The 24232-nt window shown below is 71.0% G+C and carries 21 protein-coding genes and 1 tRNA gene; 14 read left to right on the top strand and 8 right to left on the bottom strand.

Annotation, left to right across the window (positions count from 1 at the left end; translation table 11 throughout):
* Window positions 1–308: 308 nt before the first annotated feature.
* From EDF55_RS06225 to EDF55_RS06210, 4 genes are read left to right on the top strand one after another with little or no spacing between them, the layout of a single operon-like run.
* Window positions 309–1352, top strand: coding sequence for a glycosyltransferase family 2 protein (locus EDF55_RS06225; protein WP_123654080.1), 1044 nt, complete (start codon window positions 309–311; stop codon window positions 1350–1352).
* Between the two features lie 5 nt (window positions 1353–1357).
* Window positions 1358–2185 carry a CDP-alcohol phosphatidyltransferase family protein gene (locus tag EDF55_RS06220; RefSeq protein ID WP_123654079.1) on the top strand — a complete coding sequence of 276 codons (828 nt, stop codon included), beginning with the start codon at window positions 1358–1360 and terminating at the stop codon, window positions 2183–2185.
* Complete coding sequence (locus EDF55_RS06215; RefSeq protein WP_123654078.1) at window positions 2182–3090, top strand: glycosyltransferase family 2 protein; 909 nt, start codon at window positions 2182–2184, stop codon at window positions 3088–3090. The genes EDF55_RS06220 and EDF55_RS06215 overlap by 4 nt, the downstream gene beginning before the upstream one ends.
* Window positions 3091–3115: 25 nt before the next feature.
* Window positions 3116–4348, top strand: coding sequence for a CDP-glycerol glycerophosphotransferase family protein (locus tag EDF55_RS06210; RefSeq protein ID WP_123654077.1), 1233 nt, complete (start codon window positions 3116–3118; stop codon window positions 4346–4348).
* A gap of 13 nt (window positions 4349–4361) precedes the next feature.
* Here the strand turns inward: EDF55_RS06210 and EDF55_RS06205 are convergent, their stop codons facing one another.
* From EDF55_RS06205 to EDF55_RS06190, 4 genes are all read right to left on the bottom strand, one after another.
* Window positions 4362–4664, bottom strand: coding sequence for a hypothetical protein (locus tag EDF55_RS06205; RefSeq protein WP_123654076.1), 303 nt, complete (start codon window positions 4662–4664; stop codon window positions 4362–4364).
* A gap of 117 nt (window positions 4665–4781) precedes the next feature.
* Window positions 4782–5552, bottom strand: coding sequence for an ABC transporter ATP-binding protein (locus EDF55_RS06200; protein WP_185017179.1), 771 nt, complete (start codon window positions 5550–5552; stop codon window positions 4782–4784).
* Window positions 5552–6376, bottom strand: a complete 825-nt coding sequence (locus EDF55_RS06195) for an ABC transporter permease (RefSeq protein WP_123654075.1) — start codon at window positions 6374–6376, stop codon at window positions 5552–5554. Before EDF55_RS06195 ends, EDF55_RS06200 begins: the two co-directional genes overlap by 1 nt.
* 41 nt (window positions 6377–6417) lie before the next feature.
* Window positions 6418–7113, bottom strand: a complete 696-nt coding sequence (locus EDF55_RS06190) for an NTP transferase domain-containing protein (RefSeq protein WP_123654074.1) — start codon at window positions 7111–7113, stop codon at window positions 6418–6420.
* Window positions 7114–7411: 298 nt separating this feature from the next.
* On the opposite strand from EDF55_RS06190, the gene EDF55_RS06185 reads away from it, so the two are divergent.
* The 3 genes from EDF55_RS06185 to EDF55_RS06175 are packed head-to-tail and all read left to right on the top strand — an operon-like array spanning window position 7412 to window position 10669.
* Window positions 7412–8815 (top strand): ABC transporter ATP-binding protein, encoded by a 1404-nt coding sequence (locus EDF55_RS06185; RefSeq protein WP_260235846.1) that lies wholly within the window; start codon window positions 7412–7414, stop codon window positions 8813–8815.
* Window positions 8791–10365, top strand: a complete 1575-nt coding sequence (locus tag EDF55_RS06180) for an ABC transporter permease (RefSeq protein ID WP_123654073.1) — start codon at window positions 8791–8793, stop codon at window positions 10363–10365. Before EDF55_RS06185 ends, EDF55_RS06180 begins: the two co-directional genes overlap by 25 nt.
* Before the next feature lie 40 nt (window positions 10366–10405).
* Window positions 10406–10669 carry a DUF3039 domain-containing protein gene (locus EDF55_RS06175; protein WP_071299074.1) on the top strand — a complete coding sequence of 88 codons (264 nt, stop codon included), beginning with the start codon at window positions 10406–10408 and terminating at the stop codon, window positions 10667–10669.
* A gap of 4 nt (window positions 10670–10673) precedes the next feature.
* Here the strand turns inward: EDF55_RS06175 and EDF55_RS06170 are convergent, their stop codons facing one another.
* Window positions 10674–11960, bottom strand: coding sequence for a nicotinate phosphoribosyltransferase (locus tag EDF55_RS06170; RefSeq protein WP_123654072.1), 1287 nt, complete (start codon window positions 11958–11960; stop codon window positions 10674–10676).
* Between the two features lie 79 nt (window positions 11961–12039).
* Here EDF55_RS06170 and murI point away from each other — a divergent pair, with 79 nt between their 5' ends.
* From murI to rdgB, 3 genes are read left to right on the top strand one after another with little or no spacing between them, the layout of a single operon-like run.
* The gene (gene murI / locus EDF55_RS06165) at window positions 12040–12903 is read left to right on the top strand and encodes a glutamate racemase (RefSeq protein WP_123654071.1); all 864 of its coding nucleotides are present in this window, start codon (window positions 12040–12042) and stop codon (window positions 12901–12903) included.
* Between the two features lie 50 nt (window positions 12904–12953).
* On the top strand, window positions 12954–13685 hold the full coding sequence (rph, locus tag EDF55_RS06160) for a ribonuclease PH (RefSeq protein ID WP_123654070.1): 732 nt from the start codon (window positions 12954–12956) through the stop codon (window positions 13683–13685).
* Complete coding sequence (rdgB, locus tag EDF55_RS06155) at window positions 13682–14272, top strand: RdgB/HAM1 family non-canonical purine NTP pyrophosphatase (protein ID WP_123654069.1); 591 nt, start codon at window positions 13682–13684, stop codon at window positions 14270–14272. The genes rph and rdgB overlap by 4 nt, the downstream gene beginning before the upstream one ends.
* Window positions 14273–14467: 195 nt before the next feature.
* Here rdgB and EDF55_RS06150 read toward each other — a convergent pair whose 3' ends face one another.
* The 3 genes from EDF55_RS06150 to EDF55_RS06140 all read right to left on the bottom strand — a co-directional run bounded on the left by EDF55_RS06150 (window position 14468) and on the right by EDF55_RS06140 (window position 16763).
* The gene (locus EDF55_RS06150; protein ID WP_123654068.1) at window positions 14468–15139 is read right to left on the bottom strand and encodes a DedA family protein; all 672 of its coding nucleotides are present in this window, start codon (window positions 15137–15139) and stop codon (window positions 14468–14470) included.
* A 168-nt stretch (window positions 15140–15307) separates the two neighbouring features.
* Window positions 15308–15388: transfer RNA gene (locus EDF55_RS06145), tRNA-Leu, on the bottom strand.
* Between the two features lie 94 nt (window positions 15389–15482).
* On the bottom strand, window positions 15483–16763 hold the full coding sequence (locus EDF55_RS06140; protein ID WP_123654067.1) for an MFS transporter: 1281 nt from the start codon (window positions 16761–16763) through the stop codon (window positions 15483–15485).
* Window positions 16764–16819: 56 nt separating this feature from the next.
* On the opposite strand from EDF55_RS06140, the gene mnmA reads away from it, so the two are divergent.
* The 4 genes from mnmA to EDF55_RS06120 all read left to right on the top strand — a co-directional run bounded on the left by mnmA (window position 16820) and on the right by EDF55_RS06120 (window position 24213).
* Window positions 16820–17926 (top strand): tRNA 2-thiouridine(34) synthase MnmA, encoded by a 1107-nt coding sequence (mnmA, locus tag EDF55_RS06135; RefSeq protein ID WP_123654066.1) that lies wholly within the window; start codon window positions 16820–16822, stop codon window positions 17924–17926.
* Window positions 17927–17962: 36 nt separating this feature from the next.
* Window positions 17963–20314 carry an NAD-dependent DNA ligase LigA gene (ligA, locus tag EDF55_RS06130; RefSeq protein ID WP_123654065.1) on the top strand — a complete coding sequence of 784 codons (2352 nt, stop codon included), beginning with the start codon at window positions 17963–17965 and terminating at the stop codon, window positions 20312–20314.
* Window positions 20315–20496: 182 nt separating this feature from the next.
* A complete protein-coding gene (locus EDF55_RS06125) occupies window positions 20497–21864 on the top strand; it encodes an alpha/beta hydrolase (protein WP_123654064.1) in 1368 nt (455 codons plus the stop codon).
* Between the two features lie 78 nt (window positions 21865–21942).
* The gene (locus EDF55_RS06120) at window positions 21943–24213 is read left to right on the top strand and encodes a transglycosylase domain-containing protein (RefSeq protein WP_123654063.1); all 2271 of its coding nucleotides are present in this window, start codon (window positions 21943–21945) and stop codon (window positions 24211–24213) included.
* Window positions 24214–24232 lie beyond the last annotated feature (19 nt).

The following is a 24232-nucleotide window of genomic DNA, read 5'->3' as shown; positions in this document are numbered from 1 at the left end:
GAAATGCCCGGGTGGGGTGCGGGGCGGACCGTGGTGTTTCGCCCGCTCGGCGGAGCGGGCGTTCGTGTGTGTGGTGAGTGGGCGAAATGCCCAGGCGGGGTGCGGGGCGGACCGTGGTGTTTCGCCCGCTCGGCGGGGCGGGCGTTCGTGTGTGTGGTGAGCGGGCGAAATGCCCGGGTGGGGTGCGGGGTGGACCGTGGTGTTTCGCCCGCTCGGCGTGGGCGGGCGGCGGTGGGGGAGCGCGCAGGTGGGGTGCTCGGCCTCTTGATAGGCTGCGAGTCGCTCACCGCCAGGACCCCGAGGAACGCATGCAGACAGACGGACAGCCCCTGCCGGGCGTCTCGTACGTGATGCCCGTCCTCAACGAGGTCACCGAGGTCCGGGCCGCCGTCGCGAGTCTGCTCGAGCAGGACTACGCCGGGCCGTTCGAGGTCGTCCTCGCACTCGGACCCTCGATCGACGGCACGAACGAACTCGTCGCCGAGATGAGTGCCGCCGACCCCCGGATCCGCGCCGTCGAGAACCCCGTCGGCTCCACGCCGGCCGGCCTGAACGTGGCGATCCGCGCGTCCGAGCACCCGATCGTGGTCCGTGTCGACGCGCACTCGGTGCTGCCCAAGGAGTACACGCGGATCGCGGTGCGGACCCTGACGGAGTCCGGTGCGGACAACGTCGGCGGCATCATGCGCGCCGAGGGTCGCACGCCGTTCGAGAAGGCCGTGGCGCTCGCGTACGGCAGCCGCGTCGGCCTCGGCGGCACCCCGCACCACGTCGGCGGACAGGCGGGACCGGCCGAGACCGCGTACCTCGGCGTCTTCCGCCGAGACCGGCTCTTCGCGGTCGGTCTCTTCGACGAGGGCATCAAGCGCGGCCAGGACTGGGAACTCAACCGGCGGCTGCGCACGACCGGCGGCACGGTGTGGTTCACGCCGGAACTCGTCGTGACCTACCGCCCGCGGCCGAGCCTCAAGCGTCTGATCCGGCAGTTCGTGGCGACCGGCCTCTGGCGGGGTGAACTGGCTCGACGGTTCCCCGCGAACAACGGCCTCCGGTACTTCGTCCCGCCGGCCATGGTGGCCGCGGTCGGACTCGGCCTGGTCGCCGGGATCGTCGGCGTGATCGGCGCCCTGTTCCACAGCGGTGCCGCCTGGGCGATGCTCGGGTTCGCGGTGCCAGCGGTCTACCTGCTCTTCGTCGTCGTGGGAACCGTCGCGGTCTCGCGGCGATCCGACGCCGCCACACGGGGCTGGCTGCTCGTCGTGCTGCCCTGCATCCACATCGGCTGGGGGGTCGGGTTCATCGTCGGGTTCCTGACGCGGACCTCCGAGCTGACGACCCACACCGGACGGTGACCTCCTTGCCCGACCTCCAGCCCGAACCCGCCGAGCGCGGCTACGCCCACCCGACCTCGATCGCCGAGCTCCGTGCCGTGGCACAGCCGGACGAGGTCCGGTCCCGCGCCAACGCGGAGCACTGGACGGCGTCGCTGTACCTGCGGGACATCTCCCCGTACCTGACGTGGGTGCTCCTGAAGACCCGGATCAGCGCGAACCAGGTCACCGGCCTGATGATCCTGGTCGGGTGGTCCGTCGCCGCGGCGCTGCTCATCCCGGGGATCTGGGGTGCGGCGCTCGCGCTCGTGCTCGGGCAGCTCCAGATGCTCGTCGACTGCTCCGACGGCGAGGTCGCGCGGTGGCGCGGGACCCGTTCGCCGGCCGGGGTCTTCCTCGACAAGGTCGGGCACTACACGACCGAGGGACTCATCCCGGTCGCGCTCGGCATCCGGGCCGCCACCTGGCCGATCCACGACGCGGACTGGATGTGGACCACGATCGGGTGCGCGCTCGGCCTGGTGATCGTCTGGAACAAGGCGCTGAACGACATGGTCCACGTGGCTCGCGCGAACTCCGGGCTCGACAAGCTCGTCGATCGTCGGGACGCCTCCACCGCACCGTCCGGTCGACGCCTGGCCTCCTTGCGACGGATCGCGCGCTTCCTGCCGTTCCACCGTCTGTACCACTCCGTCGAGCTCTCGATGCTCGCCTTCGTGTTCGCGCTGCTCGGGCTCGTCATCGGCGATCCCCTGGCAGACCGGATCCTCGTCGGGGTCCTGCTGCCGCTGGCCGTGATCGCGACCGTCGGGCACTTCCTGGCGATCATCTCCTCCAAGCGGGTGCGGGCATGACGCCGGGCACGGTCCGCCGGAACGCGGTCCCGCACCGCGACCGCCCGCGCGTCGCCGTCGTGAGCCTGACCCAGGGCACGCGTCCGGAAGACCTGCGCCGCGGGCTGGAGAGCGTCCTCGCACAGCGCGACGTCGAGCTCGACGTCGTCTGCGTCGGCAACGGCTGGGAGCCCGTCGGCCTGCCCGAGAGTGTCCGGGCCCTGGCGCTGCCGGAGAACGTCGGCATCCCCGCCGGTCGGAACGCAGGCGCTGCGGTCGTCGACGGCGACTACGTGTTCTTCCTCGACGACGACGCGTCCGTCCCCTCGGACACGTTCCTGCGCGACGCGATCGCCCTGTTCGAGCGGGACCCGTCCCTCGGGTTGGTGCAGCCCCGCGTGGTCGATCCGTCCGGCGCCGCGAGTCCGCTCCGCTGGGTGCCCCGGATCCGCAAGGGCGACCCGACGGAGTCGTCGCCGGTCTTCTCGGTGTGGGAGGGCGCGGTCGTGCTGCCGATGGACGTGTACCGCGTCGTCGGCGGCTGGGGAGCGCCGTACTTCTACGCGCACGAGGGCATCGAGCTCGCATGGCGGGTGTGGGACGCCGGACGACGGGCCTGGTACGCCGGGGACCTCATCGCGCACCACCCCGCGATCGACCCGGCACGGCACACCGAGTACTACCGTCTGAACGCCCGGAACCGGGTCTGGCTGGCCCGCCGCAACCTGCCACCGCTGCTGCGCCCGCTCTACGTCGGCTCGTGGGCCGCGATCCAGACCGCCCGCTGGTGGCGGCACCCGGCACGGTTGCGGGTCTGGTTCGGTGGCGTCCGCGAAGGCTGGAGCACCGACTGCGGTCCGGCGACGCCCATGGGCTGGCTGACGATCGGCCGGATGACCATCGCCGGTCGCCCGCCGATCGTCTGAGCCCCACCACGAGAGAGAGGTCCGCATGCCGATCACCAACGACGTCCGCACGGCGTTCCGCCTCGCCCGTCGGCTCCTGCGCTCGCGCAGCCAGCGACGCCAGCTGACCCGGCGCCTGTCGGCGGAGCAGCCCCTGGTACCCGGCAGCATCGAGATCGCGGTGTACTTCGCCGACGGCCCCGTGAACATGTACCAGGTTCGGCAGTGGTACGCACCGCTCGCCGAGCTGTCCCGCACGCACCCGGTCGCGATCGTCTCGCGCAGCCCCGGCACCATGCTGACGCTGCTCGACGAAGCACCCGTGCGGTCGGTGTACGCCCGTCAGGTGGTCGACCTCGAGCAGTTCGTGGACGAGCAGGCACCCAAGGTGGTGCTCTACGTCAACCAGAACGCCCGCAACTTCCAGATGATGCGGTACGGGCGGATGTGGCACGTCTTCGTCAACCACGGCGAGAGCGACAAGATGTACATGACGACGAACCAGTTCAAGGCGTACGACTACGCCCTGATCGCTGGTGACGCCGCTCGTGACCGCTTGGACGAGGCCCTGTGGGACTACGACCTGGATCGGCGCGCGATCGCGATCGGCCGTCCGCAGGCCGACCACTTCGCCGGGGAGCCGCCGTACCCGCACGACGATCGCACAGTGGTGCTCTACGCGCCGACGTGGGAGGGAGACCGCGCTGCCGCGGCCTACGGGTCGATCGCGAGCCACGGCACCACCATCGCGGAGCGCGTGCTCGCGTCGCCCCGGCACCGACTGGTGTACCGGCCGCACCCGCGGAGCGGCGTTCGGGATGCGGAGTACAAGGCCGCCCACGAGCGCATCGTCGCCGCCATCGCTGCGGCGAACACGGCCGATCCGTCCGCGCACCACGTGTTCGACGACGGGGCGGAACTCGGCTGGCAGCTCGCCGACGCCGACGTCGCCATCACCGACATCAGCGCCATGATCTACGACCGCCTGGCCGTGGGCAAGCCGCTCATCGTGACCCGGCCGGTCGCCCCCGAGGCGGACGTCGACGAGCGAGGGTACCTGGCAGCCGCGAACTGGCTGCTGGCACCCGACGCCGACGACGTGGTCGCCCGGGTGGACGCGGCGGCGCACGACGCCGAGGAACTGGCGCAGCTGCAGCACTGGGTGACGCGGTACTTCGGCGACACGACACCGGGAACGGCCACGGCCCGCTTCCACGACGCGATCGAGCGGCTGCTCGCGCGCTGGCACGAGGTCGCCCGGGAGCGTCAGGGGCGCTGAGGTCGGCGGGACGTCACGGCGCGAGACCGGGGCCGGCGAGGGACATCCGCCAGAGGTACTCGGATCGATCCGGACGGCGCCAGCGGACGATGACGACGCCCGTCTCTTCCAAGGAGACGCCGAAGACCGCGATCCCGATGCTGCGTCCGGGGTCGAGGTGGCGGACGACGAGCGGCGGACAGTAGCCCGTCCCGAGGTGCGTGAGGCTCAGGCCGTCGATCGGTTCATCGCTGATGTTGACGAGGTCGTATCGGTGTGGCGCATGGGTACGGTCGACCGCGAAGGGGACCGCGTAGGCGGTGGGTGTTGGGTGCATGGGGGGAACGTTAGGGGGAGGGTCCGACGCTGGGGGCCGGGATTCGCCCGGGGGACCTCGGCCTGTGGAGGGGGGTCCTGGCGGGCGTGGTTGTGGTGGGACGGGGACACCCCGGGGTCAGACGCCGTACTCCGCGTTGTACCGCTTCAGGGCTTCCTCGATGGGCCCGTCGAGCTGCAACCGGCCCTTGTCGAGGTACAGGCCGCGCTGGCAGAACCGGCGCAGGTCCTTGTCGTTGTGGGAGACGAAGAAGAGCGTCCGACCGCCCGCGAGGAGCTCCTCGATGCGCTTGTAGCACTTCTCGCGGAAGGCCTTGTCGCCGACCGCCAGGACCTCGTCGACGAGGATCACCGGCTCGTCGAGGCGCGAGATCACCGCGAACGCGATCCGGACCTTCATGCCGCTGGAGAGGTGCTTGTAGGGGGTGTCGACGAAGTCGCCGATCTCGGCGAAGTCGATGATCTCGTCGAAGCTGTCGCGGATCTCCGCTCGGGACATCCCGTGCAGCCCGGCGGTCAGGTAGACGTTGTCCCGGACGGTCAGGTCGCCGACGAACCCGCCGGTGATCTCGATGAGCGGAGCGACGCCCGCGCCGACGCGGACCCGGCCTTCGTCGGGGAGCATCACCTGGGCGACGAGCTTCAGGAGCGTCGACTTGCCCTGGCCGTTCCGCCCGACGACGCCGATGGCCTCTCCGGGGCGGACGTCGAACGAGACGTGCCGCAGGGCCCAGAACTCGTCGCCGCGCTTCCGGCGGTTGCTGCCGGCGAACAGGTCCTTGAAGCTGCGACTGGCACGCCGGTTCCGCTTGAACCGGATGCCGGCGTCCGTGACGGAGATCACCGGGGCCACGGTCTTCGTCTGACCGGTCGACTGCGTGGCGGTCATCAGAGCTCCTTGAGGACGCGGTGCTCGCTGCGCTGGAACACCAGGAGCCCGACGGTGACCACGATGGCCGTGGTCACGACGGAGGCGAGGACCTGGAACCAGTCGAGCTGGTTCGGGAAGAACGCGGAGCGGTAGATGCCGAAGATGCCCGTCAGCGGGTTGATCGCCGCCAGGTCGTGGAGGGTGTCCGGCAGCGCGCTCGGGCCGTAGATGATCGGGGACGCGTAGAAGGCGAAGCGGAGCACCAGCTTCACGGCGCGTTCGAGGTCGCGGAAGAACACCACGAGCGGGGCGACGATGAGGCCGATGCCGTAGACCAGCGCCGCCTGCAGCACGATCGCGAACGGGTAGAGCACGACCTGCCAGTGCACCTGTGCTCCGGTCGCGATCACGAAGATCGCGAGGACCGGGATGCTCAGGAGGAACTCGATGCCCTTCGACGCGTCGATCCGCAGGACCCAGATGCTCCGGGGGATCGTGGTCGACCGGATGAGCTTCGACTCCTTGATGAAGGCCCGGGTCGAGTCGGAGACCGCTCCGGTGAACCACATCCACGGCAGGAGTGCCGCGAGGAGGAAGACGATGTAGGGCTCTTCGCCGACCGATCCACGGTGGAAGACCTGGGTGAAGACGAACCAGTAGATCGCCGACATCACCAGCGGGTCGAGGATCGACCAGAAGTAGCCGAGCGCCGAGGTCGAGTACCGCACCCGCAGGTCGCGCTTGGTCAGCAACCAGAGCGCATGACGATAGCGCCGACCCGAGCTCCGGGTCGCCGCTGGTGCGGCGGCCACGGGCGCGGTCGGCGCACTCGCTGTCGTCATGGGGTCCTTCCGGCCTGGATCGCCGAGAGGAGACCGGCTGCTCAGGCGAACAGGTTGTTCGCGCGCTCGAGGTCCTCGGCGAAGTCGATCTCGACCGCGTACAGGTCGGAGATGTCGATCGGCGTCCAGCGTAGCCCGTCCTCACCGATGGCAGCCTCGATGCCGCCCTCGAAGTACTCCTGGTCGTCGACGCGACCGAGCTGACGGATCAGGGCCTGCTTGTCGGCCGAGGAGACGTAGTTGATGCCGACCGCTTCGCCGAGGCCGCCGACGACCTGCTTCGAGAGCTTGTGGATGAAGCCCTCCGCGTCGACGGTGTACTTGACTTCTTCGTCGGACACCTTCTCGGTGTTGACGCTCACGAAGGACCGGTCCTGGTCCATCATGTCGGCCGCACGGACGAGCGCACGGGGGTCGAAGACGACGTCGCCGTTCATCCAGAGGACCCCGCCCTTGCCCGTGGCCTTCAGCGCACGGAGGAGGCTCTTCGAGGTGTTGGTGGAGTCGTAGGACTCGTTGTACACGAAGTTCGCTTCCGGGAACGCCTCGACGATGTACTCCGACTTGTAGCCGACGACGACCGTGATGCGGGCGCTCGAACCGAACGCGGCCCGGATGTTCTCGAACTGCTGCTGCATGATGGTGCGGCCGTCGCTGAGCTCGGTGAGCGGCTTCGGCAGGCTGCGCCCGAGGCGGCTGCCCATCCCCGCTGCGAGGATGACGATCTGCGTGGTCATACTGGTCCCTTCCGGTGTCCGCCCGCGCGCCCTTGGGCACGGACAGGCCACGTCGAGTCTGCTCGCAGTCGATCCGAATCAGCCGAGAGTCGCGCCACCGTCACGTCGTGGACGGCGGAGAACCCCGGCCGTGTGCACGGTCCGAGCAGGTTTCCAAGTGGTGAACACTCCGTCGTGTCCCGGTGAATCATACGGAACGACCCCGCGCCGGGGTACGTGCTGAGCGGGTTCGTAGTCATTTCGTGACACTGGGTGTCCGCCCCCGCCGATGTCCCCACCGCGTTGGTACGGTTGGGCCGTGGCTGCAGCAGGGGACGACGAGGACGTGTACGCCACGTCCGACGCTGCGTGGCTCACCGAGGTCGACGACGAGGTGGACGAGCTCGACGAGCTCGACGACACCGACCAGGACGACCAGGACGACGGGGACGACACGGCCGACGACACGGCCGGCGTCTCGACACACCGCGACACGGGGGACAGCGATGCGGACGACCGCCCCGACCAGGACGGCATGACGGACGACAGCACCACCAGGACCGACGACCGGACGAGGGTCGACGACACCTCGACCGGCGACGACGCGCGAGCGACCGAGGGGACGGGAGTGCTGCCTGCGGCCGCAGCGTCGACCACGACGAAGCCGAGCACGGCGAAGAAGCCCCGCGCCAAACGCCCGAGCCGCGCGACACGCTCACAGGGCGCCGCGGCCGCGGAAACGGCCGGCACGGACAAGAAGAGCAGCGCGACCAGTGACAGGACGCAGGGTGACGTCGTGACGGACGCCGAGCCTCCCGTCCGTGCCGACGGAACAGGCACTGCTGAGCCCCGCACTGCCGAGCCCCGCACCGCCGAGCCCCGCGCCGACGCGACCACGCAGACCAAGCCGGCACCGAAGAAGAAGGCCCGCACCACGGCGCCCAAGCAGGCCGCGAAGCAGCAGCCGGTGGTCCTCCGCGCCAGCGGCCTCGTGAAGCGGTACGGGCAGACGCTCGCCGCCGACGAGGTCGACCTCGAGATCCGCCAGGGCTCGATCTTCGGCGTCGTCGGCCCGAACGGCGCCGGCAAGACCACGACCCTGTCGATGCTCACCGGCCTCCTGCGCCCGGACGCCGGCACGGCGACGGTGCTCGACCACGACGTCTGGGCGGACCCCGCCGCGGCGAAGCGGTCCATGGGGGTGCTGCCCGACCGGCTGCGGCTGTTCGACCGGCTCACCGGCGCGCAGCTGCTCTTCTACTCGGCGACGCTCCGCGGGATCGACGGCAAGACCGCCAGGGCCCGCAGCTCCGACCTCGCCGAGGCGTTCGGGTTGGGCGACGCGCTCGGCCGTCCGGTCGCGGACTACTCCGTCGGCATGGCGAAGAAGATCGCCCTCGCCGCCACGCTGATCCACTCGCCGCGCGTGCTCGTGCTCGACGAACCGTTCGAGTCCGTCGACCCGGTCAGCGCGGCGACCATCACCGAGATCCTCCGCCGCTACACGCAGGGCGGTGGCACGGTCGTGCTGTCGAGTCACTCGATGGAGCTCGTCCAGCGCACCTGCGACTCGGTCGCCATCATCGTCGGGGGCAAGGTGCTCGCGTCGGGCACCATGGCCCAGGTCCGTGGCCGCAAGAGCCTCGAGGACAAGTTCGTCGAACTCGCGGGTGGCCGCGTCGTCGCGGAGAGCATGGAATGGTTGCACAGCTTCTCCGGCTGAGGGCCGACCTGCTCGCGGGCGAGGTCCGCGGGAGCGCCAGGCGTTCGGTCCTCGTCGTCGTCGGCAGTCTGGCCGGACTCGTCGCCGCGGTGCTCATCGGCATCGCGATGTCGTCCCTGCGCACCGCCGATCCCGTGGTGGCGCGCGCCGTCATCGTCCCGGTCGGCACGCTGATCACGGTCGGGTTCACGATCATCCCGCTCGCCGTCGGCGGTGCGGACCAGTTCGACCCGCGACGGTTCGCGGTGTTCGGCGTCGGTCGCCGCGACCTGGCGATCGGTCTCGCCGTCGCGGGGCTGGTCGGGGTCCCGGTCGTCGGGGTCGCGATCGTCGCGGTGTCCCAGTCCGTGGCGTGGATGCGCGGTGCCGGCACGGGTGTGCTCGGCGTCGTCGCGGCGCTGATCGTGATCGCCACCTGTGGGCTGCTCGTCCGCGTCGGCTGCACGGTCGGCTCGTGGCTGATCGGGTCCAACCGGCCGAGCCGTGACGCCGGCTGGCTCGTCGCCCTGGTCGTGGTCGTGCTCGTCATCCCGACCGTCTCGCTGCTGCTCCGTGTCGACTGGCTGAACCCCCGGAGCGCCGAGCTCCAGCGGATCGCGGACATCGCCGGGTGGACCCCGTGGGGTGCCGCGTGGGCGGTGCCCGCCGACGTCGCCTCCGGCCACACCGGTGAGGGCATCGTGAAGCTGCTCCTCGCGCTGGTGGTCCTCGGGCTCCTCGCCGCCGCGTGGTGGGGACTCGTCGGCCGGATGCTCGTCACCGTCGACGACCGCACCGCGGTGCGGAGCTACCGGACGCTCGGCTGGTTCGACCGGCTCGGGGCGACCCCGGTCGCCGCGGTCGCCGCTCGTGCGCTGACCTACTGGGGGCGTGACCCGCGGTACCGCACCTCGTACCTGATCCTGCTGTTCGTGCCGATCGTGGTCGTCCCGCTCGGGGTCGCCGGGGTGCCGTGGCACTGGACGGCGCTCATCCCGCTGCCGCTGATGGCCGTCATCGCCGGGTTCCTCCCGCACAACGACGTCTCGTACGACAACACCGCGGTGTGGCTGCACGTCGCGTCGGGGGCGCCCGGGTGGAGCGACCGTCTCGGCCGGCTGACCCCGGTGATCGTCGTCGGCGTCCCCGCGATCGTCGCGGGGTCCGCGCTCTCCGCGTGGCTGTTCGGCGACTGGGTCGCGTTCCCGGTGCTCATCGGCGTCTGCGTGGCCGCGCTCTTCGCCGGACTCGGCATCTCCAGCGTCGTGTCCGTGCTGCTGCCCTACCCGACCGTCCGCCCGGGGGACCGGCCGTTCCAGCAGCCGCAGGCCGCCGGGGTGGTCTCCACCGTGTCGCAGTCCACGACGATCATCGGGATCCTGCTGTTCTCGGTCCCGGCGGGCTGGCTCGGGGTGCTGGCGCTCTCCGACGGTGCGGAGCCGTGGGCGGTCCTGACGCTGGTGGTCGGCGCGGGTGTCGGCATCGTGGTGCTCGGCATCGGCGTGGTCGCGGGCGGGAAGCTCTTCGACCGGCACGGGCCGGACCTGCTGGCCGCGGCGCAGCGGAACTAGACGCGCACACGGGCGGGCAGCAGCGACGTACCCTGGTGTCATGAGCATGACGGAACCCGGTGGCGGCGGACTCGACGTGATGGACCGCGAGCTCGAGAAGCTCCTCGAGGAAGAGGCGATCGAGCCCGGCGACCACGAGCGCTTCTCGCACTACGTCAAGAAGGACAAGATCCTGCAGTCCGCGCTGAGCGGCAAGCCGGTGAAGGCCCTGTGCGGCAAGAAGTGGATCCCGGGCCGCGACCCGGAGAAGTTCCCGGTCTGCCCGGACTGCAAGGCCATCTACGAGAAGATGAAGGCCGAGTAACCACTCACACGATCAGCGTCGGGATCGCCGGGTCGCCCCGCCCGATCCGCGACGCGTCCGCCGGCAGCTCGGCCTTGGCGCCCTTGTGGTGTGCGCGTGCGGCTTCGACCCCGCGGACCCCGAGGAACGCCGGGTCGACCTCGCCGTGGGTGACGACGGGCACGAGCAGCGGCCGCTCGTCCGGCCCGACCGAGCCGGAGGTCCGCACGACCTCCGCCGTGGCGATCCCGTTGCGCAGGCGACGCCCGGCGTCCTTCCGGCCGCCGATCGACGCCTTGTCGGCGGACTTCTTCGCCACCGACACCCACTCGCCGGCGGCGGTGTGGTGGGCGACGAGCTTGAAGACCATGCCGGCGGCCGGGTGTCCGGACCCGGAGACGACGGACGTGCCGACACCGTAGGAGTCGACGGGGGCCGCGCGGAGTGCCGCGATCGTGTACTCGTCGAGGTCGTTCGTCACGGTGATCTTGGTGTTCGTCGCGCCGAGCCGGTCGAGCTGGCCGCGGACCGAGGCGACGACGGACGGCAGGTCGCCGCTGTCGATGCGGACCGCGCCGAGCTTGCCGTTCGTCAGCCGCACGGCGGTGTCGACGGCGGCCTCGATGTCGTACGTGTCGACGAGGAGCGTGGTGCCGTCGCCGAGCGCGTCGAGCTGCGAGCGGAACGCCGCTTCCTCGGAGTCGTGCAGGAGCGTGAAGGCGTGCGCTGCGGTGCCCATCGTCGGGATGCCCCAGCTGCGGCCCGCCTCGAGGTTGCTCGTCGCGCCGAACCCGGCGATGTACGCGGCGCGGGCAGCGGCGACCGCGTTCCACTCGCCGGTGCGGCGGGAGCCCATCTCGGCGAGCGGGCGGTGGTCGGCGGCGGACACCATGCGCGCAGCCGCCGAGGCGATCGCGGAGTCGGCGTTGAAGATCGACAGGGCCAGGGTCTCGAGGACGACGGCTTCGGCGAAGGTGCCCTCGATCTGCAGCACGGGGGAGTTCGGGAAGAAGACCTCGCCCTCGCGGTACGCGCGGACGTCGCCGGTGAACCGGTAGTCGGCGAGCCAGGTCGCGGTGCCGGCGTCGATGACGCCGCGGTCCCGCAGGAACCCGATCTCCTCGTCCCCGAAGCGGAAGTCGGTGAGGGCGGTGAGGAAGCGGCCGAGCCCGGCAGCGACGCCGTAACGGCGCCCGTCCGGCAGTCGTCGGGTGAACACCTCGAACACGCAGCGGCGGTCGGCGGTGCCGTCCTTCAGGGCCGCGTCGACCATGGTGAGTTCGTACTGGTCCGTCAGGAGCGCGCTGGTCACGTCTCCGACACTAGTCAGGACACCGGCCTGGAGGCTGTGCTGACGCGGACCTGTCGGCGTGCGTCGGTACGCTGGTCCCGTGACGGATGCACCGATCGGAGTCTTCGACAGCGGCGTCGGCGGCCTGACGGTCGCCCGGGCGATCATCGACCAGCTGCCGCGCGAGAGCATCCGGTACGTCGGCGACACCGTGCACTCGCCGTACGGCCCGAAGCCCATCGCGGACGTCCGCCGCTACGCGTTGCAGGTGATGGACGACCTCGTCGAGCAGGGCGTCAAGGCCCTCGTCATCGCGTGCAACACCGCGTCCTCCGCGGTGCTCCGGGACGCCCGCGAACGCTACGAACAGGCGTACGGCATCCCCGTGGTCGAGGTCATCCAGCCCGCCGCCCGCGCCGCCGTCAAGCAGACCAGGACCGGGCGGATCGGGGTGATCGGGACCGTCGGCACGATCGGGTCGCGCTCCTACGAGGACGCCTTCGCGGTGGCCTCCGACGTGTCACTGACGCTCGCCGCGTGCCCGCGGTTCGTGGAGTTCGTCGAGGCCGGGGACACCTCCTCGCCCGAGCTCCGCGAGATCGCCGCCGGGTACCTCGCGCCGATCCGGGCCGCCGACGTCGACACGCTCGTCCTCGGGTGCACGCACTACCCGCTGATGTCCGCGGCGATCCAGTACGTGATGGGCCCCGACGTCACGCTGGTGTCCAGCGCGGAGGAAACGGCGAGCGACGTCTACCGCCGGCTCGTCGAGCACGGCCTCGAACGGACCACCACCGAACCCCCGACCTACGCGTTCGAGGCGACCGGCGACGACAAGGCCGGGTTCCTCCGGCTCGCCCGCCGGTTCCTCGGCCCCGAGATCGTCAGCGTCGGCCACCTCGAGACCGGCGCCATCACGTTGCCACGTCCCCACGACCCGGCGGCGACCAGCCGCTCGGCGTGACCAGCTCCGACAACCCGCACCGAGCCTCCAGGCCGGATCGAAAGGACCCCATGACCACCCGCATCGACGGTCGCACGACCACCGACCACCGTCCCGTCACCATCGAACGTGGCTGGAGCACCCAGGCCGAGGGCAGCGCCCTGATCTCCTTCGGCAACACGAAGGTGCTCTGCACCGCGTCCTTCACCAACGGCGTCCCGCGCTGGATGGCCGGCAAGGGCACCGGCTGGGTCACCGCCGAGTACTCGATGCTCCCGCGCTCCACGAACGAGCGCATGCAGCGCGAGTCGATCAAGGGCAAGGTCGGCGGTCGCACGCACGAGATCTCCCGCCTGATCGGGCGCTCGCTCCGCGCCGTCGTGGACATGAAGGGCCTCGGCGAGAACACCCTGGTGCTCGACTGCGACGTGCTGCAGGCCGACGGCGGCACCCGCACGGCGTCCATCACCGGCGCGTACGTCGCGATGGCGGACGCGATCGAGTGGGGCCGTGGCAAGGGCTTCATCGCGAAGAAGGCCACGCCGCTGGTCGACAGCGTGCAGGCGATCTCGGTCGGCATCGTCGGGGGTGTGCCGATGCTCGACCTGGCGTACACCGAGGACTCCGCCGCCGACACCGACATGAACATCGTCACGACCGGCTCCGGCAAGTTCATCGAGGTGCAGGGCACTGCCGAGCACGCGCCGTTCGACCGCGACGAGCTGAACGTGCTGCTCGACCTCGGGCTCGCCGGCAACGCCTCGTTGGCGGCGATCCAGCGCGACGCACTGGGGCTCGCATGACGGGCACCGTCGTCCTGGCGACCCACAACCAGGGGAAGGTGGTCGAACTGCGGGAGATCCTCGGCGACGCCCTCGGGTCCGGTGTGGAGCTGCAGGGCTACGACGGCCCCGAGCCCGTCGAGGACGGCGACACCTACGCGGCGAACGCGCTCATCAAGGCGCGCGCGGCAGTGGCGCACACCGGGCTGCCCGCGCTCGCGGACGACTCCGGGATCGCGGTCGACGTGCTCGGGGGTGCCCCCGGCATCAACTCCGCGCGCTACGCGGGGACCCGGGTGGACGCGGACAACATCGACCTGCTGCTGCGGAACCTGGACGGTGTCGTGGAGCGGACCGCGGCGTTCGTGTGCGCGGCCGCGTTCGTGACGCCCGCCGGTGTGGAGCACGTGGTCGAGGCCGTGTGGAACGGCGAGGTGCTGACCGAGCGTCGCGGTGACGGCGGCCACGGGTACGACCCGGTCTTCAAGCCGGACGACGCCGATCGGTCGTCGGCGGAGTTGACGCGCGCGGAGAAGAACGCGCTGTCGCACCGTGCGAAGGCGTTCCGCGGGATCGCCCCGATCGTGCGCGAGTACTTCGGCGCGTAGCGCGGGGTCGGCCCGCGGCGGCCCGCGGTCGCCCGCGGTCGCCCGCGGTGCCGCCCGTGCGGCCGCCCGTGGTGCCGCCCGTGCGGCCCCCGCGGTGCGGCTTGCTCCCGCACAACCAAGAGCACCTCGCACCGCGGGATCCCGTGGTGCGAGGTGCTTTCGGTTGTGCGGGGCGTCGGCTCCCGGCCGGGGTGGCTACTCGGCGGACTGCTTCTTCGCCTTGCGGGCGTTGCGGAGGTACGTCAGCGCCATCGGCACGACGGTCACGACGACCGCGAGCAGCAGGATGACGTCGATGTACTCGCGGACGATGTGCGCCACGAAGGGGATGTGCCCGATGAAGTAGCCGAGGAACGTCACGCCGACGCCCCAGACCACGGCGCCGATGGCGTTGTAGAGCGAGTACTTCTTGTAGTCCATCCGGCCGACACCCGCGGCGATCGGCGCGAAGGTGCGCACGACCGGCACGAAGCGGGCGAGGATGACGGCGAGGGCGCCGAACCGGTGGAAGAAGGCGTTGGTACGGTCGACGTTCGCCTTGGAGAACAGACCGCTCTCCTTGCGCTCGAAGATCGGCGGACCGGCCTTCTTCCCGATGTAGTACCCGAGCTCGCCGCCGAGGAACGCCGCGGCGCCGATCATCAGCGCAGCGACCCAGACCGGGATGCCGCCGATCTCCCCGCCGCGGTCGAACGCGAAGAGGCCCGTGATCACGAGCAGGCTGTCGCCGGGGAAGATGAAGCCGATCAGCAGGCCGGTCTCGGCGAAGACGATCGCGCACACGACGAGCACGGCGACGGCCCCGAAGTGGTCGAGGATGTACTGCGGATCCAGCCAGGGGATCAGGGCGAGTGCGACGGAGTGCATGCTTCTTCCGGTCGTGCTGGTGCGGTGACGGGAGGGTCACCCGCACGACGAGAGTACCGTGCGGGTCCGGACGGGCCGTCCTCCGGCGGTATGACATGCGCGAGCACGCGGGCTCGGTGCGGCGGCCTGCGTGTGGCAGCCAGCGTGCGAGTGTGCGGGCGTCCTCGGTGCGGAAGGAGGGACTCGAACCCTCACGCCTGGGGCACAGGAACCTAAATCCTGCGTGTCTACCGATTCCACCACTCCCGCGAGCACCGACATCGTACCGGCCGCCCCGCCACCGCGGCGTGCGCGGCGGGGGCGACCCCGGCCTCCCGGCCGTGAACCGCGCAGCGCCGCGCGCTCAGCGCAAGCGGCGGGGCAGGTACCGGGGGACGTAGCGGATGAGGACGCCGGCGCCGACGAGGCCGAGGACGCCCATCACCCCGCTGGCGATCGAGATCGACGCCACCGCGGTGATGCCGGAGATGACGAGCGGTGCCGCCGCCTGCCCGAAGTCGCCGGTGAACCGCCACGCGCCGAGGAACGGCGCCGGGTCGTCCCGTGGCGCGAGGTCCGCCCCGAGCGTCATCAGGATCCCGGACCCGACGCCGTTCGCCAGCGACATGCCCATCGCGATCCCGACGAACCAGCCGACGCGGGCGTCCAGGTGCCCGCTCCACGCGAGCAGGAAGTAGCTGACGCTGAGCCCGAGCATGCAGGGGAGCGCACTCGCGAGCCGTCCCCAGCGGTCCATGATCTGGCCGCTCGTGTAGAAGAGTGCGAAGTCGACGGCGCCGGCGATGCCGATGATCAACGCGGCCGTGGCGTCGTCGAGGCCGACGCTCACCGCCCAGAGCGGCAGGATGACCTGTCGCCCGGCGCGCATCGCGCCGATCAGGCCGGCGCCGCTCCCGAGTCGGAGCAGCACGCTCCGGTTCGCCCGGATCGTGCGGAAGAGGCCGTGCGACTCCTGCTGCACGAGGATCGCGCCGGTGTCGGTCGCGTCGACGGCGTCGCCGTCCGGACGGGAGGCCCGGCTCGGCCACCGCAGACCGCGGACGCCCGTCGCGGGGTCGCGCAGCACGACGAGGGTCACCGCCGCCGCGATGCAGCAGACGATGTGGATCCAGAAGGCGCTCTGCGTCGTGCCGGTCAGGTGCACGACGCCCGCGGCGATGAAGGGGCCGACGAAGTACCCGAAGCGGAACACGCCGCCGAGGCTGGAGAGCGCGCGGGCCCGGATGCGGACCGGGATCGCGGTGGTCATGTAGGCGTGCCGGGCGAGCGCGAACACCGCGGTGGAGACACCGACCAGGAAGACGCCGATCGCGAGCACCACCGGGTTCGGCGCCGCCGTGCACACCAGCAGGCCGACGACCGAGACCAGTGCGGCGCCGATCATCGCGTTGCGCTCGCCGATCCGGGCGACGACCACGCCGGAGGGCACGTCGCCGATGAGCTCCCCGACGAGGATCAGCGACGCGACGAACCCGGCGATCGCCAGGCTCGCACCGAGCGAGTCCGCGGCGATCGGGATGATCGGGATGATGGCGCCCTCGCCGATGGCGAAGAGCGCAGCAGGCAGGAACCCGGACAACAGGACGGACCGGAAGTCGAATGAGTCGTTCTCGGTCGTGGCCATCGCGCGATCAACCGTACGCCAGCGGTACCGGTTGCACGGCGGGTTACCCTTGACGCATGCGTGTTCTGGCGGCGATGAGCGGTGGTGTCGACTCGGCGGTGGCCGCGGCCAGGGCGGTCGACGCCGGCCACGACGTGGTCGGGGTGCACCTGGCACTGAGCCGGATGCCCGGGACACTCCGCACCGGCAGCCGCGGGTGCTGCACCATCGAGGACTCGATGGACGCCCAGCGCGCGGCCTCGGCCCTCGGCATCCCGTACTACGTGTGGGACTTCTCGGCCCGGTTCAAGGAAGACGTCGTCGACGACTTCGTGGCCGAGTACCAGGCCGGCCGGACCCCGAACCCCTGCATGCGGTGCAACGAGCGCATCAAGTTCGCCGCGCTCCTCGAGAAGGCGCTCGCCCTCGGGTTCGACGCGGTCTGCACCGGGCACTACGCCTCGATCGTCACCCTGGCGGACGGCTCGCGGGAGCTCCACCGCTCGGCCGCGTGGGCGAAGGACCAGTCGTACGTGCTCGGCGTGCTCACCGCCGAGCAGCTCCAGCACGCGATGTTCCCGCTCGGGGCCACCCCCTCCAAGGACGAGGTCCGCGCCGAGGCCGCTGCACGCGGACTGACCGTCGCGCAGAAGCCGGACTCCTACGACATCTGCTTCATCCCGGACGGCGACACCCGCGGGTGGCTGGCCGACCGCGTGGGCACCGCCCCGGGTGAGGTCGTCGAGCGCGACGGCACGGTCGTCGGCACGCACGAGGGCGCGACCGGCTACACCGTCGGGCAGCGCCGCGGCCTCGCACTCGGCCGCCCGGCACCGGACGGCAAGCCGCGCTTCGTGCTCGAGATCCGCCCGAAGGACAACACCGTCGTCGTCGGACCGAAGGAGGCGCTCGCCGTCTCCTCGATGTCCGGGTCGCGGTTCACCTGGGCGGGTGCCGCCCCGGCCGACCCCGCCACGCCGTTCTCCTGCGACGTCCAGATCCGCGCGCACGCCGACCCGGTGCCCGCGACGGCCCGGGTGGCCGACGGAACGCTCGTGATCGACGTCGACGAGCCGCTGCACGGTGTCGCACCCGGGCAGACGGCCGTCGTGTACGTCGGGACCCGGGTCCTCGGGCAGTGCACCATCGACACCACGGTCAGCGCGGTCCCGGTCGACGCCTGACGTCCCGGGTCGGTGGTCCACGGTAGAACTGTGGGTATGAGCGAGACCGACGCCACGTTCGAGACCATCGACGCCGAGGGGCTCGACGCGGCCCAGGCCGCGCGTGAGGTCGACCGCCTGCGCTCGACGATCAACGAACTCCGGCACGGCTACTACGAGGGGAACGCCTCGACCGCCTCGGACGCCGAGTACGACGCGTTCGTGCACCGTCTCGACGCGGTCGAGCGGCGCTTCCCGGAACTCCTCACCGAGGACAGCCCGACGCAGACGGTGGGCGGGCAGGCCGAGACCACGCAGTTCGCCCCGGTCGAGCACGCGGAGCGCATGCTCTCGCTCGACAACGTCTTCTCGCCGGGAGAACTCACCGACTGGGCGATCAAGGTCCAGCGGGACGCGGGAGCCGAGCGTGTCCGGTTCCTCACCGAGCTGAAGATCGACGGTCTCGCGATCAACCTCCGCTACGAGAACGGGCGCCTCGTCACGGCGGCCACCCGCGGTGACGGTGTCGTCGGGGAAGACGTCACCGGCAACGTCCGCACGATGGGCACCATCCCGGACCGGCTGTCCGGCTCCGGCCACCCGCCCCTGGTGGAGGTGCGGGGCGAGATCTTCTTCCCGGTCGAGCAGTTCGACGAGCTGAACGCCAAGCAGCTCGCAGCGGGGGAGCGCCTCTTCGCCAACCCGCGGAACGCCGCAGCGGGCTCCCTCCGGCAGAAGGAAGAGGGCAAGTCCGCCGCCAAGCGTGAACTCATGGTCGACCGGCTGCGGCGCCTGCGGATGCTCGTGCACGGCATCGGTGCGTGGCCGGTGCGCGAACTCGAGCGGGACACCGACGTCCGCTCCCAGTCCGAGGTCTACGAGCTCCTGCACACCTGGGGGCTGCCGACCGGGACCCACCACCGGGTGTTCGACACCATCGACGACGTGCTCGGCTTCGTCAAGGACTACGGGGAGCGCCGCGCGTCCGTCGAGCACCAGATCGACGGCATCGTCATCAAGGTCGACGACCTCGGCCTGCACGAGGAACTCGGTTCGACGTCCCGGGCGCCGCGCTGGGCGATCGCGTACAAGTACCCGCCGGAAGAAGTGCACACGAAGCTCCTCGACATCGTCGTGAGCGTCGGGCGGACCGGTCGGGCCACGCCGTTCGCGGTGATGGCCCCGGCCGAGGTGGCCGGGTCGGTGGTGCGGCAGGCGACGCTGCACAACCAGCAGGTCGTGAAGGCGAAGGGCGTGCTCATCGGGGACACCGTCGTCCTCCGGAAGGCCGGGGACGTCATCCCCGAGGTGCTCGGCCCGGTGGTGGAACTGCGGGACGGCAGCGAGCGCGAGTTCGTGATGCCGACCGCGTGCCCGGAGTGCGGCACCACGCTCGCGCCCGCGAAGGAAGGCGACATCGACCTCCGCTGCCCGAACGCCCGCAGCTGCCCCGCCCAGGTCCGGGGGCGCGTGGAGCACATCGCCTCCCGCGGGTCGCTCGACATCGAGGGCCTCGGCGAGGTCGCCGCGGCAGCCCTCACCCAACCGCTCCACCCGGAGGTCCCGCCGCTCGTCACCGAAGCGGGGTTGTTCGACCTGACGATGGAGGACATCGTCCCGATCGAGGTGATCGTCCGCGACGCCGAGACCGGCATGGAGAAGACCGACGACGACGGCACCCCGAAGCGCGTGACGCCGTTCAGCCGGGCGCGCAAGAAGACCGACCCGCCCTTCGACGCCGCTGCCCGTGGGGCCGAGTACACCGGCGAACCGAGCCGCTACCCGTCGAAGAACGCGTTCGAGATGCTCGCGAACATCGACGCCGCGAAGACGAAGCCGCTCTGGCGCATCCTGGTCGGCCTGAGCATCCGCCACGTCGGGCCCGTCGCCGCGCGGGCACTCGCGAACCACTTCGGTTCCCTCGACGCGATCCGGTCCGCCTCGCGTGAGGACCTGGCGGCGGTGGACGGGGTCGGCGGGATCATCGCGGACGCCCTCCTCGACTGGTTCGAGGTCGACTGGCACCGCGAGATCATCGACCGCTGGACCGCGGCGGGTGTGCAGTTCACGACCCCGGGGCACCCGGGGCCGGGCGCGGCGAGCACCGAGGGCGGTGTCCTCAGCGGCCTCACGGTGGTCGCGACCGGCTCGCTGGAGGGGTACAGCCGGGAAGGTGCGCAGGAGGCCATCATCGCCGCCGGCGGCAAGGCGGCATCGAGCGTCAGCAAGAAGACCGACTTCGTTGCGGCCGGACCCGGTGCCGGATCGAAGCTGACGAAGGCCGAGCAGCTCGGCGTGCGGATCATCGACGCCGAGCAGTTCCGGCTCCTCGTGACCGCGGGACCGGACGCCCTGCCCGAGCCACCGACGGCGACGGCCGATGCGCCGGAGGCGCCGGCCGCGGACTGACACCGGTCCATGAGCACGCCGACGGCCTGTCCGCACACCGCGACTCGCTGCTCCTTGCACCCAGTTCAGGGGGCAAGTTGCATCGAGCACGACCGGTTCCGGCCCGTCTTCCTTACACTCGACAGAGCATCACCTGTCGTCTGCAGGGGGACGATGGGAAGGCCTTCCCGGGGGAGACCGGTTTGCTGCTCGTCGCCGCTGCTCTGATCACCGCCTCGATGCACTCGCTCGGAGTGGTCGAGTCGCCGGTCGCGCCCACGACCACGTCCGTCGCGATCGTCCGGACCGCCGCGATCGTCCACGACCCCGCCACGGCCTCCCGACCGGTCATGACCGGGGGACAGGACACGGTCGACACCGCCGATCTCCGGGCGGCCAGGGGGCGGACGTTCCTCGACGACCTCGTCGCCATCGCCCCGGACCGCCTGGCGCACGCGGCCACGGAGGCGGACGTGGTCGCGACGGCGATGGACCACCCGCCGACCGCCGCCGAGGTCACGACCTGGTGGTCCGGTCTCGGGTCCGCGGATCGCGCACGGCTCGAACGGGACGCCCCGGTGGTCGTCGGCAACCTGGACGGCGTGCCGTACACGGTGCGCGACCACGTCAACCGGGCGGTGCTCGCCGCCGGGCTCGCGGACCCGCACACCGCGGCGTCGGAGTCGGCGATGCTCGGGCAGGTCCGGGAGTCCCTCCACCGCGTCGCCGACACCCCGCCGAAGTCGCTGATCACGCTCGACACCCGCGGCGCCGGCCGCGCCGCCATCGCGATCGGGGACCTCGACACCGCGGCGGACGTGACCGTCGTCGTGCCGGGGATGTTCTTCACGGTCACCGGGCAGATGGTCGACTTCACCGCGACCGCCGGGGACTTGTACGCGGAGCAGGCGACGCTCGCGCCGGTCGCCGCACCGGCGTCGGGGACGGGTGTCGCGGTGGTCGCCTGGATGGGGTACCGCACGCCGGACCTGTCGAACATCCTCTCGCTCGACCTCGCGAAGACCGGTGCGGCCCGGCTCGAGCGCACCGTCGACGGCATCCGCGAACTCCGTGACGGTCAGCAGCCGCGGCTCGGGATCGTCGCGCACTCCTACGGCTCGACGACGGCGCTGATGGCCCTGGCGTCCGGGCACATGAGCGCGGACAGCCTGACGGTGCTCGGGTCACCGGGCAGCGACGTCACGAACGCCTCCGAGCTCGCGGTGTCCTCGGGCGAGGTGTTCGTCGGGGGAGCGCACTGGGACCCGATCGCCGGTTCCGGGTACTTCGGCACCGACCCGGGCGTCGCCGGCTTCGGCTCGACGATCCTCGACCTCGCCGGCGGTGTCGACCCGGAGGACGCCGGGGACCTGTTCCGCCGACCGGTCGGGCACAACGACTACCTGAAGCCCGGCACCGCGTCGCTCCACGACGTCGCGCTGATCGCGGTCGGCCGTGGCGACATGGTTCGCGACGGGATCCGCCAGGGCAACGGCCGCGGCGAGGGCGTCGTCGGGGCGTCCCCGGACATGTACCTCGTCCGACCGCAGGACCTGCAGCCACGCGACTGAGTGTGAACCTGAGGACCGGTGCAGCTTCTGCGGCGGTCGGAGCGGTCTCGACCCAGGGCGGCTCCCTACCGTGCTCCCATGCGTGTAGTGCGGTGGCCCGGCGCCCTCCTGATGTTCGTCGTGATGTCCGTGCTCGCCGGGCTCCTCGTCGCCGTCGCCGTGACCCCGGCCGTCGCCGTGGCCGGGGAGGGGGCCTCCGGTGCCGCCGCGTTCTTCGAGGACCTGCCGAGCTACCTCGACGTGCAGACCCCGCAGCAGGTCTCCACCGTCTACGCGAAGCAGGGCGGCAAGGACGTCAAGATCGCGTCCTTCTACGCCGAGAACCGCACGAACGTCGACTCGAGCGCGATCGCCACGACCCTGAAGCAGGCGGCGATCGACACCGAGGACCCGCGGTACTACGACGAGGGCGGCATCGACGTCATCGGCACCCTGCGCGGCGCGGCCGCGACGGTCGTCGGCGGCGACGTCCAGGGCGGGTCGAGCATCACGCAGCAGTACGTCAAGAACGTCCTCGTGCAGCAGTGCGAGCAGCTCACCGGCAAGGACGCCGCAGCGACGAAGGCCAAGATCGCGGCCTGCTACGAGGACGCCGCCGGGGTCACCCCGCAGCGCAAGCTCCAGGAGATGCGGTACGCGATCGCCGTGAACAAGAAGTACTCCAAGTCGGAGATCCTCACCGGCTACCTCAACATCGTCGGGCTCGGCGGCCGGGTCTACGGCGCCGAGGCCGGGGCGGAGTACTACTTCGGCGTCCACGCGAAGGACCTGTCGCTCGTGCAGTCGGCGACGCTCGTCGCGATCCTCAACAACCCCTCGAACCTGCGCATCGACCAGCCGAGCAACGCCGACAACGGCACGGCGAACGGGTACGCGGCGACGAAGGCCCGTCGTGACTACGTCCTCCAGCGGATGTACGCGCACCACTCCATCACGAAGGCCGACGAGACCGCGGCGATCGCGACCCCGGTGCAGCCGAAGATCACCGAGACGGCGAACGGCTGCTCCTCCGCCGCGACGAACTACGACGCCGGCTACTTCTGCGACTACGTGCGCGACCAGGTGCTGCAGGACCCGGCGTTCGGCAAGACCTCCGCGGAGCGCATCGCCACCCTCGACACCAAGGGCCTGGAGATCCACACCTCGCTCGACCTCGACCTGCAGTCCCAGGCGCAGAACGCGCTGTCGTCGTACGTGCCGACCTCGATGGCCGGCGTCGACGCGGGCGGCTCGAACGTGACGGTCGAGCCCGGCACCGGCCGGATCATGTCGATGGTGCAGAACACCTCGTACACGCAGGGCGACAGCACCGCGGCCGGCACGACGGCGGTGAACTACAGCGCGGACACCGCGTACGGCAACTCCGGCGGGTTCCAGACCGGGTCCACGTTCAAGGTGTTCACCCTCGCCGAGTGGCTCGCCACCGGGCACACCCTCTCCCAGTCGGTGGCGACGAGTCAGCACGACTACCCGACGTCCGAGTTCACGAACTCGTGCGCGAACATCGCCGGCCCGGACTGGTCGGTGGCGAACGCCGAGTCGGTGCCGGCCTCGATGACGGTGCAGGCCGCCACCGCCGAGTCCATCAACACCGCGTTCGCGGCGATGGGCAAGCAGCTCGACCTCTGCGAGATCGCGAACCTCGCCGAGTCGATGGGCATCCACACCGCGGCGGGGAAGGCGATCAGCTCCGTGCCGTCGATGATCCTCGGCACGAACAACCTGTCGCCGATCGACCTCGCCGAGGCCTACGCGGGCTTCGCGAACGGCGGCATCGTGTGCACCCCGACCGCGATCGACTCCGTCACCGAGGCGGACGGCACGAAGATCACCCCGACGCCCGCGTCCTGCACGCGCGGCGTGGACTCCGACGTCGCGGGCACGGTTGACTACGCGCTGCAGTCCGTGCTGACCGGTGCGGGGACGGCCGCGAGCGCGAACCCCGGCGACGCGACGCCGAAGTTCGCCAAGACGGGCACCACCGACGGCGACGTGCAGAACTGGCTCGTCGCGTCGTCGACGAAGTACACGAACGCGACCTGGATCGGCAACGTGCAGGGCAACGTGCGCCTCGCGAACTGGCCGTTCCTGCAGGGGACGACCGGGTACAGCGCGAAGTTCGGGGTGGGGAAGTCGATGATGACCTACCTCGACGCGCAGTACGGCGGCGATGCGCTGCCGACACCGAGCCAGTCGATGATCGGCGCGTCGCCGAAGAGCAGCAGCAGCACCAGCAGCACCACGAGCGGCAGCACCACCGGCGGCGCCACCGGGACGAACAGCGGCGGCAGCACCACGAAGAGCGGCGGCACGAGCGGCGGCACCAGCGGCGGCGACAGCGGCAAGTGACGCGCTCGGTAGACTGGTC

Source organism: Curtobacterium sp. ZW137 (assembly GCF_003762905.1).
Taxonomy (GTDB): Bacteria; Actinomycetota; Actinomycetes; order Actinomycetales; family Microbacteriaceae; genus Curtobacterium.
This window is presented reverse-complemented; position numbering and strand designations above follow the sequence as displayed.

Excerpts from the sequence above, each read along its gene's own strand:
- EDF55_RS06225 (WP_123654080.1), top strand. The coding sequence starts at position 309 with ATGCAGACAGACGGACAGCCCCTGCCGGGCGTCTCGTACGTGATGCCC.
- EDF55_RS06215 (WP_123654078.1), top strand. The coding sequence starts at position 2,182 with ATGACGCCGGGCACGGTCCGCCGGAACGCGGTCCCGCACCGCGACCGC.
- EDF55_RS06200 (WP_185017179.1), bottom strand. The coding sequence starts at position 5,552 with ATGACCGCCACGCAGTCGACCGGTCAGACGAAGACCGTGGCCCCGGTG.
- EDF55_RS06195 (WP_123654075.1), bottom strand. The coding sequence starts at position 6,376 with ATGACGACAGCGAGTGCGCCGACCGCGCCCGTGGCCGCCGCACCAGCG.
- EDF55_RS06180 (WP_123654073.1), top strand. The coding sequence starts at position 8,791 with ATGGTTGCACAGCTTCTCCGGCTGAGGGCCGACCTGCTCGCGGGCGAG.
- EDF55_RS06140 (WP_123654067.1), bottom strand. The coding sequence starts at position 16,763 with ATGGCCACGACCGAGAACGACTCATTCGACTTCCGGTCCGTCCTGTTG.
- rdgB (WP_123654069.1), top strand. The coding sequence starts at position 13,682 with ATGACGGGCACCGTCGTCCTGGCGACCCACAACCAGGGGAAGGTGGTC.
- ligA (WP_123654065.1), top strand. The coding sequence starts at position 17,963 with ATGAGCGAGACCGACGCCACGTTCGAGACCATCGACGCCGAGGGGCTC.
- EDF55_RS06190 (WP_123654074.1), bottom strand. The coding sequence starts at position 7,113 with ATGACCACGCAGATCGTCATCCTCGCAGCGGGGATGGGCAGCCGCCTC.
- EDF55_RS06205 (WP_123654076.1), bottom strand. The coding sequence starts at position 4,664 with ATGCACCCAACACCCACCGCCTACGCGGTCCCCTTCGCGGTCGACCGT.
- rph (WP_123654070.1), top strand. The coding sequence starts at position 12,954 with ATGACCACCCGCATCGACGGTCGCACGACCACCGACCACCGTCCCGTC.
- EDF55_RS06175 (WP_071299074.1), top strand. The coding sequence starts at position 10,406 with ATGAGCATGACGGAACCCGGTGGCGGCGGACTCGACGTGATGGACCGC.
- EDF55_RS06210 (WP_123654077.1), top strand. The coding sequence starts at position 3,116 with ATGCCGATCACCAACGACGTCCGCACGGCGTTCCGCCTCGCCCGTCGG.
- mnmA (WP_123654066.1), top strand. The coding sequence starts at position 16,820 with ATGCGTGTTCTGGCGGCGATGAGCGGTGGTGTCGACTCGGCGGTGGCC.
- EDF55_RS06150 (WP_123654068.1), bottom strand. The coding sequence starts at position 15,139 with ATGCACTCCGTCGCACTCGCCCTGATCCCCTGGCTGGATCCGCAGTAC.
- EDF55_RS06120 (WP_123654063.1), top strand. The coding sequence starts at position 21,943 with ATGCGTGTAGTGCGGTGGCCCGGCGCCCTCCTGATGTTCGTCGTGATG.